The organism is Streptomyces sp. NBC_00659, assembly GCF_036226925.1.
GTDB lineage: Bacteria > Actinomycetota > Actinomycetes > Streptomycetales > Streptomycetaceae > Streptomyces.
In genome coordinates, this window is sequence record NZ_CP109031.1 from 5,729,560 (window position 1) to 5,744,107 (window position 14,548).

The 14,548-nt window shown below is 73.3% G+C and carries 16 protein-coding genes; 13 read left to right on the forward strand and 3 right to left on the reverse strand.

The genetic code is table 11. The features are described from left to right. Positions 1-9: 9 nt before the first annotated feature. Both coaA and OG410_RS25135 read right to left on the reverse strand, forming a co-directional pair. Positions 10-999: a type I pantothenate kinase gene (gene coaA / locus OG410_RS25130; protein ID WP_329301234.1), complete on the reverse strand. Its 990-nt coding sequence runs from the start codon at positions 997-999 to the stop codon at positions 10-12. Between the two features lie 71 nt (positions 1,000-1,070). Further along, complete coding sequence (locus OG410_RS25135; protein ID WP_329301235.1) at positions 1,071-1,202, reverse strand: hypothetical protein; 132 nt, start codon at positions 1,200-1,202, stop codon at positions 1,071-1,073. Positions 1,203-1,483: 281 nt separating this feature from the next. On the opposite strand from OG410_RS25135, the gene OG410_RS25140 reads away from it, so the two are divergent. The 9 genes from OG410_RS25140 (at position 1,484) to OG410_RS25180 (ending at position 11,289) form a co-directional block, all read left to right on the forward strand. Next, on the forward strand, positions 1,484-2,266 hold the full coding sequence (locus OG410_RS25140) for a hypothetical protein (RefSeq protein WP_329301236.1): 783 nt from the start codon (positions 1,484-1,486) through the stop codon (positions 2,264-2,266). 122 nt (positions 2,267-2,388) lie between these two features. Then, positions 2,389-4,236, forward strand: coding sequence for a glutamine--fructose-6-phosphate transaminase (isomerizing) (gene glmS / locus OG410_RS25145; protein WP_329301237.1), 1,848 nt, complete (start codon positions 2,389-2,391; stop codon positions 4,234-4,236). A 68-nt stretch (positions 4,237-4,304) separates the two neighbouring features. Continuing rightward, positions 4,305-4,676, forward strand: coding sequence for a holo-ACP synthase (locus OG410_RS25150; RefSeq protein ID WP_326786047.1), 372 nt, complete (start codon positions 4,305-4,307; stop codon positions 4,674-4,676). 316 nt (positions 4,677-4,992) lie between these two features. After that, positions 4,993-6,423 (forward strand): NAD(P)H-hydrate dehydratase, encoded by a 1,431-nt coding sequence (locus OG410_RS25155; protein ID WP_329301238.1) that lies wholly within the window; start codon positions 4,993-4,995, stop codon positions 6,421-6,423. Positions 6,424-6,619: 196 nt separating this feature from the next. Further along, a complete protein-coding gene (locus OG410_RS25160; protein WP_329301239.1) occupies positions 6,620-7,756 on the forward strand; it encodes a L,D-transpeptidase family protein in 1,137 nt (378 codons plus the stop codon). Between the two features lie 81 nt (positions 7,757-7,837). Then, complete coding sequence (gene alr / locus OG410_RS25165) at positions 7,838-9,010, forward strand: alanine racemase (protein ID WP_329301240.1); 1,173 nt, start codon at positions 7,838-7,840, stop codon at positions 9,008-9,010. Positions 9,011-9,151: 141 nt separating this feature from the next. Further along, complete coding sequence (locus tag OG410_RS25170) at positions 9,152-10,387, forward strand: alpha/beta fold hydrolase (protein WP_329301241.1); 1,236 nt, start codon at positions 9,152-9,154, stop codon at positions 10,385-10,387. Further along, positions 10,353-10,886: a tRNA (adenosine(37)-N6)-threonylcarbamoyltransferase complex ATPase subunit type 1 TsaE gene (gene tsaE / locus OG410_RS25175; RefSeq protein WP_326786042.1), complete on the forward strand. Its 534-nt coding sequence runs from the start codon at positions 10,353-10,355 to the stop codon at positions 10,884-10,886. Before OG410_RS25170 ends, tsaE begins: the two co-directional genes overlap by 35 nt. A gap of 217 nt (positions 10,887-11,103) precedes the next feature. Further along, a complete protein-coding gene (locus OG410_RS25180; RefSeq protein ID WP_328670937.1) occupies positions 11,104-11,289 on the forward strand; it encodes a hypothetical protein in 186 nt (61 codons plus the stop codon). A gap of 29 nt (positions 11,290-11,318) precedes the next feature. On the opposite strand, the gene OG410_RS25185 is transcribed toward OG410_RS25180, so the two are convergent. After that, positions 11,319-11,876 carry a hypothetical protein gene (locus OG410_RS25185; RefSeq protein WP_329301242.1) on the reverse strand — a complete coding sequence of 186 codons (558 nt, stop codon included), beginning with the start codon at positions 11,874-11,876 and terminating at the stop codon, positions 11,319-11,321. Between the two features lie 111 nt (positions 11,877-11,987). Here OG410_RS25185 and tsaB point away from each other — a divergent pair, with 111 nt between their 5' ends. The 4 genes from tsaB to OG410_RS25205 are packed head-to-tail and all read left to right on the forward strand — an operon-like array spanning position 11,988 to position 14,482. Further along, entirely contained in the window at positions 11,988-12,641 is a 654-nt protein-coding gene (gene tsaB / locus OG410_RS25190; protein ID WP_328670941.1) for a tRNA (adenosine(37)-N6)-threonylcarbamoyltransferase complex dimerization subunit type 1 TsaB, read from the forward strand. Positions 12,642-12,658: 17 nt separating this feature from the next. Beyond that, the gene (gene rimI, locus OG410_RS25195) at positions 12,659-13,132 is read left to right on the forward strand and encodes a ribosomal protein S18-alanine N-acetyltransferase (RefSeq protein WP_329304230.1); all 474 of its coding nucleotides are present in this window, start codon (positions 12,659-12,661) and stop codon (positions 13,130-13,132) included. Beyond that, positions 13,125-14,228: a tRNA (adenosine(37)-N6)-threonylcarbamoyltransferase complex transferase subunit TsaD gene (tsaD, locus tag OG410_RS25200; protein WP_326786038.1), complete on the forward strand. Its 1,104-nt coding sequence runs from the start codon at positions 13,125-13,127 to the stop codon at positions 14,226-14,228. Before rimI ends, tsaD begins: the two co-directional genes overlap by 8 nt. After that, complete coding sequence (locus tag OG410_RS25205; RefSeq protein WP_329301243.1) at positions 14,225-14,482, forward strand: hypothetical protein; 258 nt, start codon at positions 14,225-14,227, stop codon at positions 14,480-14,482. Before tsaD ends, OG410_RS25205 begins: the two co-directional genes overlap by 4 nt. The last annotated feature ends 66 nt before the right edge of the window (positions 14,483-14,548 follow it).

The following is a 14,548-nucleotide window of genomic DNA, read 5'->3' on the forward strand; positions in this document are numbered from 1 at the left end:
GCGTAGTGGTCAGAGTTTGCGCAGACTCAGGCGCTGCACCTTGTGGTCGGGTCCCTTGCGTACGACCAGGGTCGCCCGGCCCCGGGTGGGGGCAACGTTCTCCAGCAGATTGGGTTTGTTGATGGTGCGCCAGGTCGTGCGGGCGTAGTCGAGGGCCTCCTCCTCGGAGACCTGGGTGTACTTGCGGAAGTACGAGTCGGTCTTCTGGAAGGCGGTGGCGCGGAGCTTGCGGAAGCGGTTCAGGTACCAGCGCTCGATGTCCTCGGGGCGGGCGTCGACGTACACACTGAAGTCGAAGTAGTCCGCGAGGCCGACGCGGGTGCGGCCGTCCTTGCCGGGCAGGGCCGGCTGGAGCACGTTCAGGCCCTCGACGATGAGGATGTCGGGGCGGCGGACCGTGAGTCTGTCGCCGGGCACGATGTCGTAGATCAGATGCGAGTAGACGGGGGCCGTCACCTCGTCCTTGCCCGCCTTGATGTCGGCGACGAACCGGGTCAGGGCCCGGCGGTCGTACGACTCGGGGAAGCCCTTGCGGGACATCAGACCGCGCGCTTCGAGCTGCTCGGTGGGGAGCAGGAAGCCGTCCGTGGTGACCAGCTCGACACGGGGGTGCTCGGGCCAGCGGGAGAGCAGCGCCTGGAGCAGTCGGGCGACGGTGGACTTCCCCACGGCCACGGAACCGGCGACGCCGATGACGAACGGGGTGCCGGACTGGGACCCCTTCTCGCCGAGGAAGGTGTTCAGAGCGCCGCGGAGCCCGTCCGTGGCACCGACGTACAGGTTCAGCAGTCTGGACAGCGGCAGATAGATGTCCCGCACCTCGTCGAGGTCGATGACATCGCCCAGGCCGCGCAGCTTCTCGAGCTCCTCGGCGTTCAGCGTGAGCGGCGTCTTCTCGCGGAGAGCGCTCCACTCGGCACGGGTGAGGTCGACGTAGGGAGTCGCCTCCGGCCTGGACCGGTGGGCGCTCCGCGGCAACGGGGAGACCGGAGAGATCACAGTCCATTGTTAACGGAGTTTGAACGGGGTGGGGGGTGGGGTGCGTCACGTGGGCGCGGACCGCCCGCCGGTCAGGCGTGCCCCACCAGCCGCTCCAGCTCTCCGGTACCGCCCGCGGTGACGGCGTTCCCCTCCGATGCGGCCCTGGAGAGGAACGCCGTCTGTGCCGCTAGTGCGTAGAAGCCGCTCTTGTGATCGCGCACGAGCCTGATGTGGCAAGCGGTTTCTGCGACCTTCGCACTCCCGTCCGGGTAGGGATCTCGCCGAGGGGGTTTCTCGCCCCGAAGAAGCCGTCCCGGTCCAGGTGCGGATAAATTGACATTCCGTCAATGACGGGCGGGTGTCGACCAGTTGCGGAGTCACGTCGGCGTCACGATCGGATGTCGAGTGATCTTGGGGGCGGCCGTCGAATGATCTTCCGGTTAGCGTGCTCAACGGATGTGCACGGTGTGCACACAGGAGACCGACAGAAAGGGCTTCCGCCTTGAGATCCGCCGCAGTCCGTCGTACCGCCCTCGCCGCCTCCGCGGCCGCCCTCGCCCTGTTCGCCACCGCGTGCGGCGGCGGCGACAAGGCCGACAAGGGTGGAAGCGGTGAGGACAAGGGTGGCGCGGCCGCGTCCTCCGCCCCGGCGGCCAAGGCGCTCACCGCCGCCGAGCTGGAGAAGGCCGCGCTCACGCAGGCGGACGTCAAGAGCGGCAAGGTCACCGAGAAGGTGTCGGCGGTGGAGGCCATCCCGCAGGACAAGGTGAAGACCGCCGACGCGGCCTGCGCCCCGCTCGCCTACCTCCAGACCGGCTCCTACGTGGGCAAGCCCTCCGCCACCGTGGCGCGCAAGTGGACGGGCGACCCGAAGAAGCCCGCCGCGGGCGCCACCGACGAGGAGAAGCTCTTCGCCGGTGTGGGCACCATGGCGGTGGTGACGCTCGCCTCCTACGAGGACGGCGGCGCCGAGCAGGCGATGAAGGACCTGAACACGGCCGCCGCGAAGTGCGCCGGCGGCTTCAGCTTCACGGCGGCGGGCGACACGACCAAGAACGTGAAGGTCGTCAAGACCGACGCGCCCAAGGGTGGCGACGAGGCGTTCGCCCTGACCGTCAGCCTCCAGCTGGAAGAGGGTGCCGAAGCGCCGGTCAAGGGGGTCGTCGTCCGCAAGGGGGCCACCCTCGCCTACTTCCCCGCCGTCGACATGGCTTCGGCTGTCACCGGCAAGGACTGGGACTTCCCCACGGAGATCGTCGACGCCCAGCTCACCAAGCTCGGCTGACCGTCCGGCGCGCGGCAGCCGGCGGTCCGGGTCCGCCGAGCCGTTCGTACCGCGGTGGGAATTTCCGATTCCGGGCACGCTGCGGCTCTTTTCGGCGGACGCCGGACCTTAGGCTGCCGGGCATGTGCGGAATCGTGGGATACGTGGGGGCGCAGTCGGCGCTCGATGTCGTGATGGCCGGACTGAAGCGGCTGGAGTACCGGGGATACGACTCGGCGGGTGCCGCCGTCCTGGCGGACGGGGGACTCGCCGTCGCGAAGAAGGCCGGGAAACTGGTCAACCTGGAGAAGGAGCTGGCCGGCAGGCCGCTGCCGGCCGGAACGACGGGAATCGGGCACACCCGCTGGGCCACCCACGGAGGCCCCACGGACGCCAACGCCCATCCGCACCTCGACAACGCGGGCCGGGTCGCCGTCGTCCACAACGGCATCATCGAGAACTTCGCCCTGCTCCGCGCCGAGCTGGCCGAGCGGGGGCACGACCTGGCCTCCGAGACGGACACCGAGGTGGTCGCGCATCTGCTCGCCGAGGAGTACTCCTCGTGCGCGGACCTGGCGGAGGCGATGCGGCTGGTGTGCCGGCGCCTGGAGGGCGCGTTCACGCTGGTGGCCGTGCACGCCGACGAGCCGGACGTGGTCGTCGGGGCACGGCGGAACTCGCCGCTGGTGGTCGGTGTCGGCGACGGCGAGGCCTTTCTCGCCTCGGACGTCGCCGCGTTCATCGCCCACACGCGCTCGGCGATCGAACTGGGACAGGACCAGGTGGTCGAACTGCGCCGCGACGGCGTGACCGTCACCGGGTTCGACGGCAGCCCCGCCCAGGTCCGCTCGTACCACGTCGACTGGGACGCGTCGGCGGCGGAGAAGGGCGGCTACGACTACTTCATGCTCAAGGAGATCGCCGAGCAGCCCAAGGCGGTCGCCGACACCCTGCTGGGACGGATCGACGCGGCCGGCTCGCTCTCGCTCGACGAGGTGCGCATCCCGGTCCAGGTGCTGCGGGAGGTCGACAAGGTCGTCATCGTCGCCTGCGGGACCGCCTTCCACGCCGGGCTGATCGCCAAGTACGCCATCGAGCACTGGACGCGCATCCCGTGCGAGGTGGAGCTGGCCAGCGAGTTCCGTTACCGGGACCCGATCCTGGACCGTCGTACGCTCGTCATCGCGATCTCGCAGTCCGGCGAGACCATGGACACGCTGATGGCGCTGCGGCACGCCCGTGACCAGGACGCCAGGGTGCTGGCGATCTGCAACACCAACGGCTCGACGATCCCGCGCGAGTCCGACGCGGTGCTGTACACGCACGCCGGCCCCGAGGTGGCCGTCGCCTCTACCAAGGCGTTCCTCACCCAGCTCGTGGCCTGCTACCTGGTGGCGCTGTACCTGGGCCAGGTGCGCGGCACCAAGTGGGGTGACGAGATCCAGGCCGTCGTCCGGGAGCTGTCGCGCATCTCCCGCGAGGTCGAGCGGGTCCTGGAGACCATGGAGCCGGTACGGGAGCTCGCGCGCTCCCTCGCCGACAAGAACACCGTGCTGTTCCTCGGCCGGCACGTGGGCTATCCGGTCGCGCTGGAAGGCGCCCTCAAGCTGAAGGAGCTGGCGTACATGCACGCCGAGGGCTTCGCGGCGGGGGAGCTCAAGCACGGCCCGATCGCGCTGATCGAGGAGGACATGCCGGTCGTGGTCGTGGCCCCGTCGCCGCGCGGCCGCTCGGTCCTGCACGACAAGATCGTCTCCAACATCCAGGAGATCCGGGCCCGGGGCGCCCGCACGATCGTCATCGCGGAGGAGGGCGACGAGGCGGTCGTCCCGTACGCCGACCACCTCATCCGCATCCCGGCCACCCCCACCCTGCTCCAGCCGCTGGTGTCGACGGTCCCGCTCCAGGTGTTCGCCTGCGAACTGGCGACGGCCCGGGGCAACGAGGTGGACCAGCCGCGCAACCTGGCGAAGTCCGTGACGGTGGAGTGAGCGCCGTCGCCGTGCGAGGCCCCGGAGCGGCCCCGCCCTCTAGGGTGCGGACCCTCTAGGGTGCGGACATGAGCATCATCGGGGTCGGTATCGACGTTGCCGAGATCGACCGGTTCCGGGCGTCGCTGGAGCGTACGCCCGGACTGGCCGAACGTCTCTTCGTGGAGAGCGAGTTGCTGCTGCCCAGCGGCGAACGGCGGGGCATCGCCTCGCTCGCGGCCCGCTTCGCGGCGAAGGAGGCGCTCGCCAAGGCGCTGGGCGCCCCGGCGGGGCTGCACTGGACGGACGCCGAGGTCTACGTGGAGGACAGCGGCCGGCCGAGGCTGCGCGTGAAGGGCACGGTGGCGGCCTGCGCGGCCGAACTGGGCGTGGCCTCCTGGCACGTGTCGCTCAGTCACGACGCCGGGGTGGCCTCGGCGGTGGTGGTGGCGGAGGGATAACCGGGCCGCCGCTTTCGGGCGGAGGGTACGGAGACCGCGGGCCCGCCGGAGGGCAGGGAGCCGCGGGACCGTCGCCTTCGGGCGCAGCGGTAAGGGACTTGCCGGGTCCGCTCCGGACGGGGATCAACGGGCCCCTACAGCGCCTGTTTGGCGCGGGCGGCCGTGCGGCGGACGGTGGCGGTTGCGGCAACGACGCCGGGACCCCGGACGAAGATCACGGGCCGCAGGGCGCCGCCGGGGTTCCGGACAGGGCTCGCAGGCCCGCACGGTGCCGGGGAGCGCGCACGGGACGTGCCGGTGCGGGAGACTCGGCGTCATGCGTACTGCGTACTGCGTGGAGACCGTGAGGGCCGCCGAGCGGGAGCTGATGGAACGGCTCCCCGAAGGGGCGTTGATGCAGCGGGCGGCCGCCGGGCTCGCCGCCGCCTGCGCGGACCTGATGGGCCGGGTGTACGCCCGCAGGGTGGTGCTGCTGGTGGGCAGCGGGGACAACGGCGGCGACGCCCTGTACGCGGGGGCGCGCCTCGCCCGGCGCGGGGCCGGTGTCACCGCGGTGCTGCTCGCCCCCGAGAGGACCCACCCGGGAGGACTGGCCGCGCTGCTGCGCGCCGGAGGGACCTCGGCCGCGCCCGGCGCCGCCGAACCGCTCCTGCGGCGGGCCGACCTCGTGGTCGACGGCATCGTCGGGATCGGCGGCAAGGGCGGGCTGCGGCCGGAGGCCGCGCGACTCGCCGAACTCGCGCGCGCCTCGCGGGCCGCCGTCGTCGCCGTCGACCTCCCGTCCGGTGTCGAGGCGGACACCGGGGAGGTGCTCGGCGCGGCCGTCCGCGCCGACCTCACCGTCACCTTCGGCACCCACAAGCCGGGGCTGCTCATCGACCCGGCGCGCGGGTACGCCGGTTCCGTACGCCTTGTCGACATCGGGCTCGACCTGCCGGACCCGGCCGACGTGGAGGCGCTCCAGCACGCCGATGTCGCGGCCCGGCTGCCCTTTCCGGGCGCGGAGAGCGACAAGTACCGGCGCGGTGTCGTCGGGATCGCCGCCGGGTCCGCCCGCTATCCCGGGGCGGCGGTCCTCGCCGTGGCCGGGGCGCTGCGCGGCGGCGCCGGGGCGGTGCGGTACGTCGGGCCGGCCGCGGACGCCGTCGTCACCCGCTTCCCCGAGGTACTGGTCTCCGCGGCGGGACCTTCGAAGGCGGGGCGGGTGCAGGCCTGGGTGGTGGGCCCCGGGGCCGGGGACGACGCCTCGGCGGTCGAGGAGGTGCTCGCCGCGGACGTGCCGGTGCTGGTGGACGCGGACGGGCTGCGGCTCGCCGACCGGGGGGCCGTGCGGGCCCGTACCGCGCCGACGCTGATGACCCCGCACGCCGGGGAGGCCGCCGCGCTGCTCGGGGTCGCCCGCGAGGCGGTGGAGGAGGCCCGGCTGGCCTCCGTACGGGAACTGGCGGGGCTGTACGGGGCGACGGTCCTCCTCAAGGGGGCGACGACCCTGGTCGCCGGCCCCACGGGCGGCGCGGTGCGGGTGAACGCCACCGGGACCGCTTGGCTGGCCACCGCGGGGAGCGGGGACGTGCTGTCGGGACTCGCGGGGTCGCTGCTGGCGTCGGGGCTCTCCGCGCTCGACGCGGGCAGCGTCGCCGCGTATCTGCACGGACTCGCCGGCCGCTTCGCGGCGGACGGCGCCCCCGCGGGTGCCCACGACGTGGCCGAGGCCCTGCCGGAGGCCTGGCGCGACATCCTCGACTGACCCCGTCCGGACCGGCGCCGCCCCCTCTGACCCCGCATCGCCCGGCGCCAGCTGGACCGACCCCGCCTCGACCGGCCCCGCCTCGACCGGCCCGGGGCGCCGGGGAGCGGGTGTCGCGGGCGTTGCACAGATCGGGGGACCTTGTGCGTGTGGCGCCCCCGGGGCGCGCGTGATGTTGCGTATGTCTGTTCGCGTGATGAGCAGACGAAGGGTGTGCCGGGGGATCGCGGTGCTGCTGACGGTGGTTGCGGCCGTGCCCGTGGGGGCGGTGGCGGCCACGTCCGCTCCGCTGCCGCCCGCCTCCGGGCGGGTGGGCGAGCCGGGGCCCGGTGCGGCGGGAGGACCGCGTCCGTCCTGGCCGGGCGACGCCCCGGACGGCCGGATGGCGTCGGCGGCCGCGGCGGCCATGGGCATGCCCGCCGCGGGGAGGGGCGTGCGGGACCTGCCCGGGGGCATGCGCGGGCCGGTCACGACTACGCCGGTCACGACTACGCCGGGCACGTCCGGGCCGCTCGGGTCCGGGTCGTCCGGGTCCGGGTCGTCCGGGTCCGGGCCGGTCACCTTCGCGCCGCTCGGGTCCGACCCGGCCGGGATCCGACCGCCCGGGTCGGCGCCGAGGGATCCCGCGTCGGCGGGGCCCGCGTCGGTCGGGTTCGCGCCCGTCGGGCCGGGCCCGGTCACGTCCGGGCCGGGCGCCTCCCCCTCGTCCGGCGCGGCGGGCGCCCGGCCCGCGGTGGCGTGCGGCGGGCGCGGGGGTCCGTACCAGCGGCAGGCCGAGCGGTGGCTGGGGCTGAGGGTGGACGGGAAGCAGTCGGCGGCCGACTGCCGAGTCATCCGCGACTTCCAGAAGAAGCACGGGATCGAGCCCGCCACCGGGATCGCCGGACCGGCGACCTGGGCCCGCATGCGGGCGCTGTCGGCCCCGGCCCACAGCGCCCCGCACGCCCGCCCCCTTCGCGGCTGCCCGGTCCGCTCCTACCGCGTCGCCTGTGTCGACCTCACCCACAAGCGCACCTGGGTGCAGCAGCGGGGCCGGATCCTGTACGGCCCGGTGCCGATGCGCAGCGGCGGGGTCCGGCACCCCACCCGCACCGGCTGGTTCAGGATCTACTGGAGGCACCGTCACCACTGGTCCACCCTGTACGACAGCCCCATGCCGTACGCCCAGTTCTTCAGCGGCGGGCAGGCCTTCCACGCCGTCCGCGGCAGCATCCGTACCGTCGGCGGCTCCATGGGCTGCGTGAATCTGCGGCCCGCCGACGCCCGAGGGCTCTGGAAGGTGCTCAGGAAGGGCGACCACGTCTATGTCTGGGGCCGGAGGCCGCGCGGCTGAGGGCGCGGCCAGGAGCGGGCGCCGCCCGTCCGGGGACCGGCGCCGGGAGGCCGCCGGGCGCCTCTGAGACACTGGGGCGCGATGACAGAGACAGCACACCCGCGGACAGCGCCCCTGCGCGCCCGCGCCGAGATCGATCTGGCCGCCCTGCGCGCCAACGTGCGGGCCCTGCGTGCCCACGCGCCGACCGCGGCCCTGATGGCCGTGGTCAAGTCCGACGCGTACGGCCACGGCGCGGTCCAGTGCGCCCGCGCCGCGCGCGAGGCGGGCGCCACCTGGCTGGGTACGGCCACTCCGGAGGAGGCGCTCGCCCTGCGGGCGGCCGGCCTGCCGGGACGTGTCATGTGCTGGCTCTGGACCCCGGGCGGCCCCTGGGCCGAGGCCATCGAGGCCGACGTCGACGTGTCGGTCAGCGGGATGTGGGCGCTGCGGGAGGCCGTGGCGGCCGCCGAGGCCGTCGGGACGCGGGCCCGGGTGCAGCTCAAGGCCGACACCGGCCTCGGGCGCGCCGGCTGCCAGCCCGCCGACTGGGCCGAGCTCGTCGCCGAGGCCCTGGCCGCCGAGGCGCGCGGGCTGATCACCGTGACCGGACTCTGGTCCCACTTCGCCTGCGCCGACGAGCCGGGCCACCCCTCGACAAAGGCCCAGCTCGCGCTGTTCCGCGAGATGGTGTCGTACGCCGAGGAGCAGGGGGTCCGCCCCGAGGTGCGGCACATCGCCAACTCGCCCGCGGCCCTGACCCTCCCCGAGAGCCACTTCGATCTCGTACGGACCGGGATCGCGGTCTACGGGATCTCGCCGAGCCCCGAGATCGGCACCCCCGCCGACTTCGGCCTGCGCCCGGTGATGACGCTGAGCGCGTCGCTCGCGCTGGTCAAGCACGTACCGTCCGGCCACGGCGTGAGCTACGGCCATCACTACGTCACCCCGGGCGAGACCACCCTCGGCCTCGTCCCCGTCGGCTATGCGGACGGCATCCCCCGGCACGCGTCGGGCACCGGTCCCGTCCTGGTCGGCGGCAAGTGGCGTACCGTCGCGGGCCGGGTCGCCATGGACCAGTTCGTCGTCGACCTCGGCGGTGACGAGCCGGAGCCCGGCGCCCGTGCCGTCCTGTTCGGACCCGGCGACGGCGGTGAGCCCACCGCCGAGGACTGGGCGCGTGCGGCGGGCACCATCGCGTACGAGATCGTCACGCGCATCGGAACCCGCGTTCCGCGCGTCTACGTGAAGGTGAAAGAGGAACAAGACGGGTAGCACCCTTGAGCCGAACAGGCGCGCGGGGCCCGGCGGGTGGAGAGTGGCGGGCGGAACACGGCAGGCGGGAGCCGGGCCGACGCGCGCACAGCCCAGAGCCGACAGCGGACAGCCAAGAGCCGGAGCGAAGAGGAGCGGGACGTGAGCGAGACCAGTGCGGAGGCCGTCGTGAGCGCGGCCTCGGCAGCCGTCGCCTCCGCCGGGAACTGGCGCAGGGCCGGTGTCGCCGGCGCCGCGATAGGCGTGGTCGCGGCGGGCGCCGCGGCCGGAGTCGCGATCGAGCGGCTGACCGTCGGGCGCGGCATGCGCAAGAAGGCGCGTCTCGCCCTCGACTCGACGGGCCCGTACGGCACGCTGCGCGGCACGCCCGGCAAGGCGTACGCGGACGACGGCACCGAGCTGTACTACGAGGTCGACGAGGCCGAGCCGGAGGCCTCGCTCGCCCCGCGCCGACGCAGACTCTTCGGCCGCAAGGCCCCCGCCCCCGTCACCGTCGTCTTCAGCCACGGCTACTGCCTCAACCAGGACTCCTGGCACTTCCAGCGCGCCGCGCTGCGCGGTGTCGTGCGCACGGTGCACTGGGACCAGCGCAGCCACGGGCGGTCCGGGCGAGGTGTCGCCCAGTTGGAGGACCGCAAGCCGGTCACCATCGACCAGCTCGGCCGCGATCTGCTGGCCGTCATCGAGGCGGCGGTGCCCGAGGGCCCGATCGTGCTCGTCGGGCACTCCATGGGCGGCATGACCGTCATGGCGCTCGCCGACCAGTTCCCCGAGCTGATCCGCGACCGGGTCGTCGCCGTCGCCCTGGTCGGTACGTCGTCGGGGCGGCTCGGCGAGGTCAACTTCGGGCTGCCCGTCGCGGGCGTCGCCGCCGTGCGGCGGGTGCTTCCCGGTGTGCTGAAGGCGCTCGGGCAGCAGGCGGCCCTGGTGGAGCGGGGACGGCGGGCCACGGCCGACCTGTTCACCGGGGTCATCAAGCGGTACTCGTTCGGGGGCCGGGACGTCGATCCGGCCGTCGAGCGGTTCGCCGAGCGGATGATCGAGAGCACGCCGATCGACGTGGTCGCCGAGTTCTACCCGGCGTTCACCGACCACGACAAGACCGCGGCGCTCGCCCGTTTCGCCGGGATGCCCGTCCTCGTCCTCGCCGGGGTCAAGGACCTGGTGACGCCGAGCGAGCACAGCGAGGCCATCGCCGACCTGCTGCCGGACGCGGAGCTGGTGCTCGTGCCCGACGCGGGACACCTGGTCATGCTGGAGCACCCCGAGGTCGTCATAGACCGCCTCGCCGACCTCCTCGTGCGCGCCGGAGCCGTGCCGGCAGGGGCTACCGTTGGCGGCTATGGAAGCACCAGCAGCAGCGCACAACCCGGCTGAGCCCGCCCAGGACGGCGTCGGCGTGCAGATCACCGTCAACTCCCCCGAGCAGATGCAGGAGTTGGGCCGTAGGCTCGCCAAGCTGCTGCGCGCGGGCGACCTCGTGATGCTGAACGGCGAGCTCGGCGCGGGCAAGACCACGCTGACCCGCGGGCTCGGCGAGGGGCTCGGCGTCCGCGGCGCGGTCACCTCGCCCACCTTCGTCATCGCCCGTGTGCACCCCTCCCTCGGTGACGGACCGCCGCTCGTGCACGTGGACGCGTACCGCCTCGGCGGCGGGCTCGACGAGATGGAGGACCTCGACCTCGACGTCTCGCTCTCCGACTCCGTGATCGTCGTGGAGTGGGGCGAGGGCAAGGTCGAGGAGCTGACCGACGACCGGCTGCACGTCGTCATCCACCGGGCCGTCGGGGACACCACCGACGAGGTGCGGCACGTGACGGTCACGGGACTCGGGCGGCGCTGGGCCGCCGCCGATCTGACGGTGCTCGCGGCCTGAGCGGGGCGGGCCGGCGTCCCGGTGCCGTACATCCGCACATGCCCGGTTTCGCCGGGTCTTCGTGGCGCGGGCGGCCTTCGCTCGTACATTCGGCCAACGTTTCCGACAGGACGTCGGCAAAATATTGCGTTCGGCGTCCCGGCCGTGGTCACATGGACATCAGTACGTAGTTAGGTCTACCTAACCACGCTTGCCCCCGAAGCCCGAGGAGGCGTCCATGTCGGCATCAGAGTCGGCTGCAGTGCCGGCTTCAGAACGTGACGTGCCGGCCGCGCCGCGTGCGGTGGCCGGGGTGTCGATGCGGGATCTGCTGGCGGCGTGCGCCGCGGCGGAGGCGGTGTCCAGGCCGCCCCTCGCACCCCTGGCCGACCCCGGCGCGGAGCGCCCCCGCAGGGCCGCCTGACACACACGCGGGCCGGGGCGCCGCCGCGGTCACTTGACGACGACGACCTTCGCGCCGACGGTCGCGAACCCCCACACCGCGTCGCCGTCAGCGCGCGAGGAGCGGATGCCGCCGAGCTTCTTCTCCGGGTCGGGCGCCTCCGTGGAGCCGTTCACCGCGGCGCTGAAGCCGAAGGCGATGCCGTTGACCAGCGAGAACCGTACGACGTGCTCGATCTGTGTCCCGTCGGACCCGGGGGTCGAGCCGGTCCGCGACGTGACGGCGTAGGTGCCGGGGTCCGGGTCGACCGTGCCCGGGGTGACCTTGAAGGTGCGCTTCACCTTGTTGCCCGCGCCGACGAGCCAGACGCGGTCGGAGCCGGTCGCGTAGACGACCCGCACACCGGTGCCGGACGAGGCCGGCAGCGCGGCCGGGTCCTTCTTGGCCCGGGGTGCCTTGGAGACGGAGGGCTTGGCCGACACGCTCGCGCTCGGTTCGCTGCCCAAGGTGTCCGGAACGTTCGCGGATGCCTGGAAAGCGAGGAAGCCGACTGCCGCGAGCGCCGCCACGGTGAGCCCGGCCACGATTCCCGAGCTGCTCCTAGCCACCTTGTGTGCCCACCTCTCGACCTTCGTACGTCCTTGCTGTTGACGGTAGCAGCCGAGGGACGGGAGTCCCGGGCGGCCTTGCGTCGGGCTCCGGCGCCGTACGCTGTTTGCGTGCTCTTGCTCGCTCTGGATACCGCCACCCCCGCCGTGACCGTCGCCCTGCACGACGGCACGTCCGTCATCGCCTCGTCGAGCCAGGTGGACGCGCGCCGGCACGGGGAGCTGCTGCTGCCGGCCGTCGACCGGGTGCTCACCGAGGCAGGCCTCAAGCTGGACGCCGTCACCGGCATCGTCGTGGGCGTCGGCCCCGGCCCGTACACGGGGCTGCGCGTCGGCCTCATGACCGCCGACACCTTCGGAGTCGCGCTCGGCGTGCCCGTGCACGGTGTGTGCACCCTCGACGGGCTCGCGTACGCGGCCGATGTGGAGGGACCGTTCGTCGTCGCCACGGACGCCCGGCGCAAGGAGGTCTACTGGGCGCGGTACGCCGACCGCCTCACCCGGCTGTCGGAGCCCGCCGTGGACCGCCCCGCCGAGATCGACGAGGCCGTCACCGCGCTGCCCGCCGTCGGCGCGGGCGCCCTCCTGTACCCCGGCACCTTCGCCGACGCCCGCGCCCCCGAGAACGTCTCGGCCGCGGCCCTCGCCTCCCTGGCCGCCGGGAAACTGGCCGCCGGTGAGGAACTGGAGCCGCCCAGGCCGCTGTATCTGCGCCGCCCGGACGCCCAGGTGCCCAAGAACTACAAGGTGGTCACCCCCAAGTGACCTTCGTACTGCGCGAGATGCGCTGGTGGGACATCGATCCCGTACTGGAGCTGGAGAAGGAACTCTTCCCCGTCGACGCCTGGTCCCGGGGCATGTTCTGGTCCGAACTGGCCCACGCCCGGGGACCGGAGGCCACCCGGCGCTACCTGGTCGCCTGCGACGGCGACGCGCTCGTCGGATACGCCGGGCTCGCCGCCTCGGGTGACCTGGGCGACGTGCAGACGATCGCGGTGCGGCGGGACCAGTGGGGCACCGGCCTGGGCGGCGTGCTGCTCACCGAACTGCTCCGGGCCGCCAGCGACTTCGACTGCGCCGAGGTGATGCTCGAGTGCCGCGTGGACAACGTCCGCGCGCAGAAGCTCTACGAGCGCTTCGGCTTCGAGCCCATCGGCTTCCGGCGCGGCTACTACCAGCCGGGGAACGTGGACGCCCTGGTGATGCGGCTGCACGACCCATCGACCTCCGTACAAGGAACAGAGACCCATGGCTGACGAACCGCTCGTCCTCGGCATCGAGACCTCCTGCGACGAGACCGGTGTCGGCATCGTCCGCGGGCACACCCTGCTCGCGGACGCGATCGCGTCGAGCGTCGACGAGCACGCGCGCTTCGGCGGGGTCGTTCCCGAGGTCGCGTCCCGGGCCCACCTGGAGGCGATGGTCCCGACCATCCAGCGGGCGCTGAAGGACGCGGGTGTGTCGGCCGGGGACCTGGACGGCATCGCGGTCACCGCCGGACCCGGGCTCGCCGGGGCGCTGCTCGTCGGGGTCTCGGCCGCGAAGGCGTACGCGTACGCGCTGGGCAAGCCGCTGTACGGCGTCAACCACCTCGCCTCCCACATCTGTGTGGACCAGCTGGAGCACGGCGCCCTGCCGGAGCCCACGATGGCCCTGCTGGTGTCCGGCGGACACTCCTCGCTGCTGCTGTCCACCGACATCACCTCCGACGTACGGCCGATGGGCGCGACCATCGACGACGCGGCGGGCGAGGCCTTCGACAAGATCGCGCGCGTGCTGAACCTAGGCTTCCCGGGCGGCCCGGTCATCGACCGGTACGCCAAGGAGGGCGACCCGAACGCCATCACGTTCCCGCGCGGTCTGACCGGGCCGCGCGACCCGGCCTACGACTTCTCCTTCTCCGGTCTCAAGACCTCCGTGGCCCGCTGGATCGAGGCCAAGCGGGCGGCCGGGGAGGACGTGCCGGTGCGCGACGTGGCCGCGTCCTTCCAGGAGGCCGTGGTGGACGTGCTCACCCGCAAGGCCGTCCGCGCCTGCAAGGACGAGGGCGTCGACCACCTCATGATCGGCGGTGGCGTGGCCGCGAACTCCCGGCTGCGCGTGCTCGCCCAGGAGCGCTGCGAGGCCGCCGGTATCCGGCTGCGGGTGCCGCGCCCCAAGCTGTGCACGGACAACGGCGCGATGGTCGCCGCGCTGGGCGCCGAGATGGTCGCCCGGAACCGGGCCGCCTCCGACTGGGACCTTTCGGCGGACTCGTCGCTGCCGGTGACCGATCCGCACGTGCCGGGGCGCGGGCACACGCACACGCACGATCACGTGCACGAGGTCGCGAAGGAGAACCTCTACCCGTGACCGTCGCGCTGATGTGGGAGGCACGGGCCGTCGCAGGCCGGGGCGAGGACCTGCTCGACTGGGTGCGCGGGCAGGAGATCCCCGGGAACCCGGTGCGGCGGGAGATTTTGCGGGCGCCCCAGGACCGGGTTCTCGTCATCACCTGGTGGGACGCGGAGTACGACGCGGAGCTGCCCGAACTGCCGGAGCCCGACGGTGAGTTGGTGTCCCGGGCGGTGCACCGATGGCGCTTCGAGTCGGTCCCCGCACACTGACCGCCGCTCCTCGGCCGACGGGCACGGACGGGTCCCCGGGAGCCGGTCGCCGAGCCCCCACCCGGC

Excerpts from the sequence above, each read along its gene's own strand:
- alr (WP_329301240.1), top strand. The coding sequence starts at position 7,838 with ATGACAGAGACAGCACACCCGCGGACAGCGCCCCTGCGCGCCCGCGCC.
- tsaE (WP_326786042.1), top strand. The coding sequence starts at position 10,353 with ATGGAAGCACCAGCAGCAGCGCACAACCCGGCTGAGCCCGCCCAGGAC.
- OG410_RS25180 (WP_328670937.1), top strand. The coding sequence starts at position 11,104 with ATGTCGGCATCAGAGTCGGCTGCAGTGCCGGCTTCAGAACGTGACGTG.
- rimI (WP_329304230.1), top strand. The coding sequence starts at position 12,659 with ATGCGCTGGTGGGACATCGATCCCGTACTGGAGCTGGAGAAGGAACTC.
- tsaD (WP_326786038.1), top strand. The coding sequence starts at position 13,125 with ATGGCTGACGAACCGCTCGTCCTCGGCATCGAGACCTCCTGCGACGAG.
- glmS (WP_329301237.1), top strand. The coding sequence starts at position 2,389 with ATGTGCGGAATCGTGGGATACGTGGGGGCGCAGTCGGCGCTCGATGTC.
- OG410_RS25160 (WP_329301239.1), top strand. The coding sequence starts at position 6,620 with ATGAGCAGACGAAGGGTGTGCCGGGGGATCGCGGTGCTGCTGACGGTG.
- OG410_RS25150 (WP_326786047.1), top strand. The coding sequence starts at position 4,305 with ATGAGCATCATCGGGGTCGGTATCGACGTTGCCGAGATCGACCGGTTC.
- OG410_RS25155 (WP_329301238.1), top strand. The coding sequence starts at position 4,993 with ATGCGTACTGCGTACTGCGTGGAGACCGTGAGGGCCGCCGAGCGGGAG.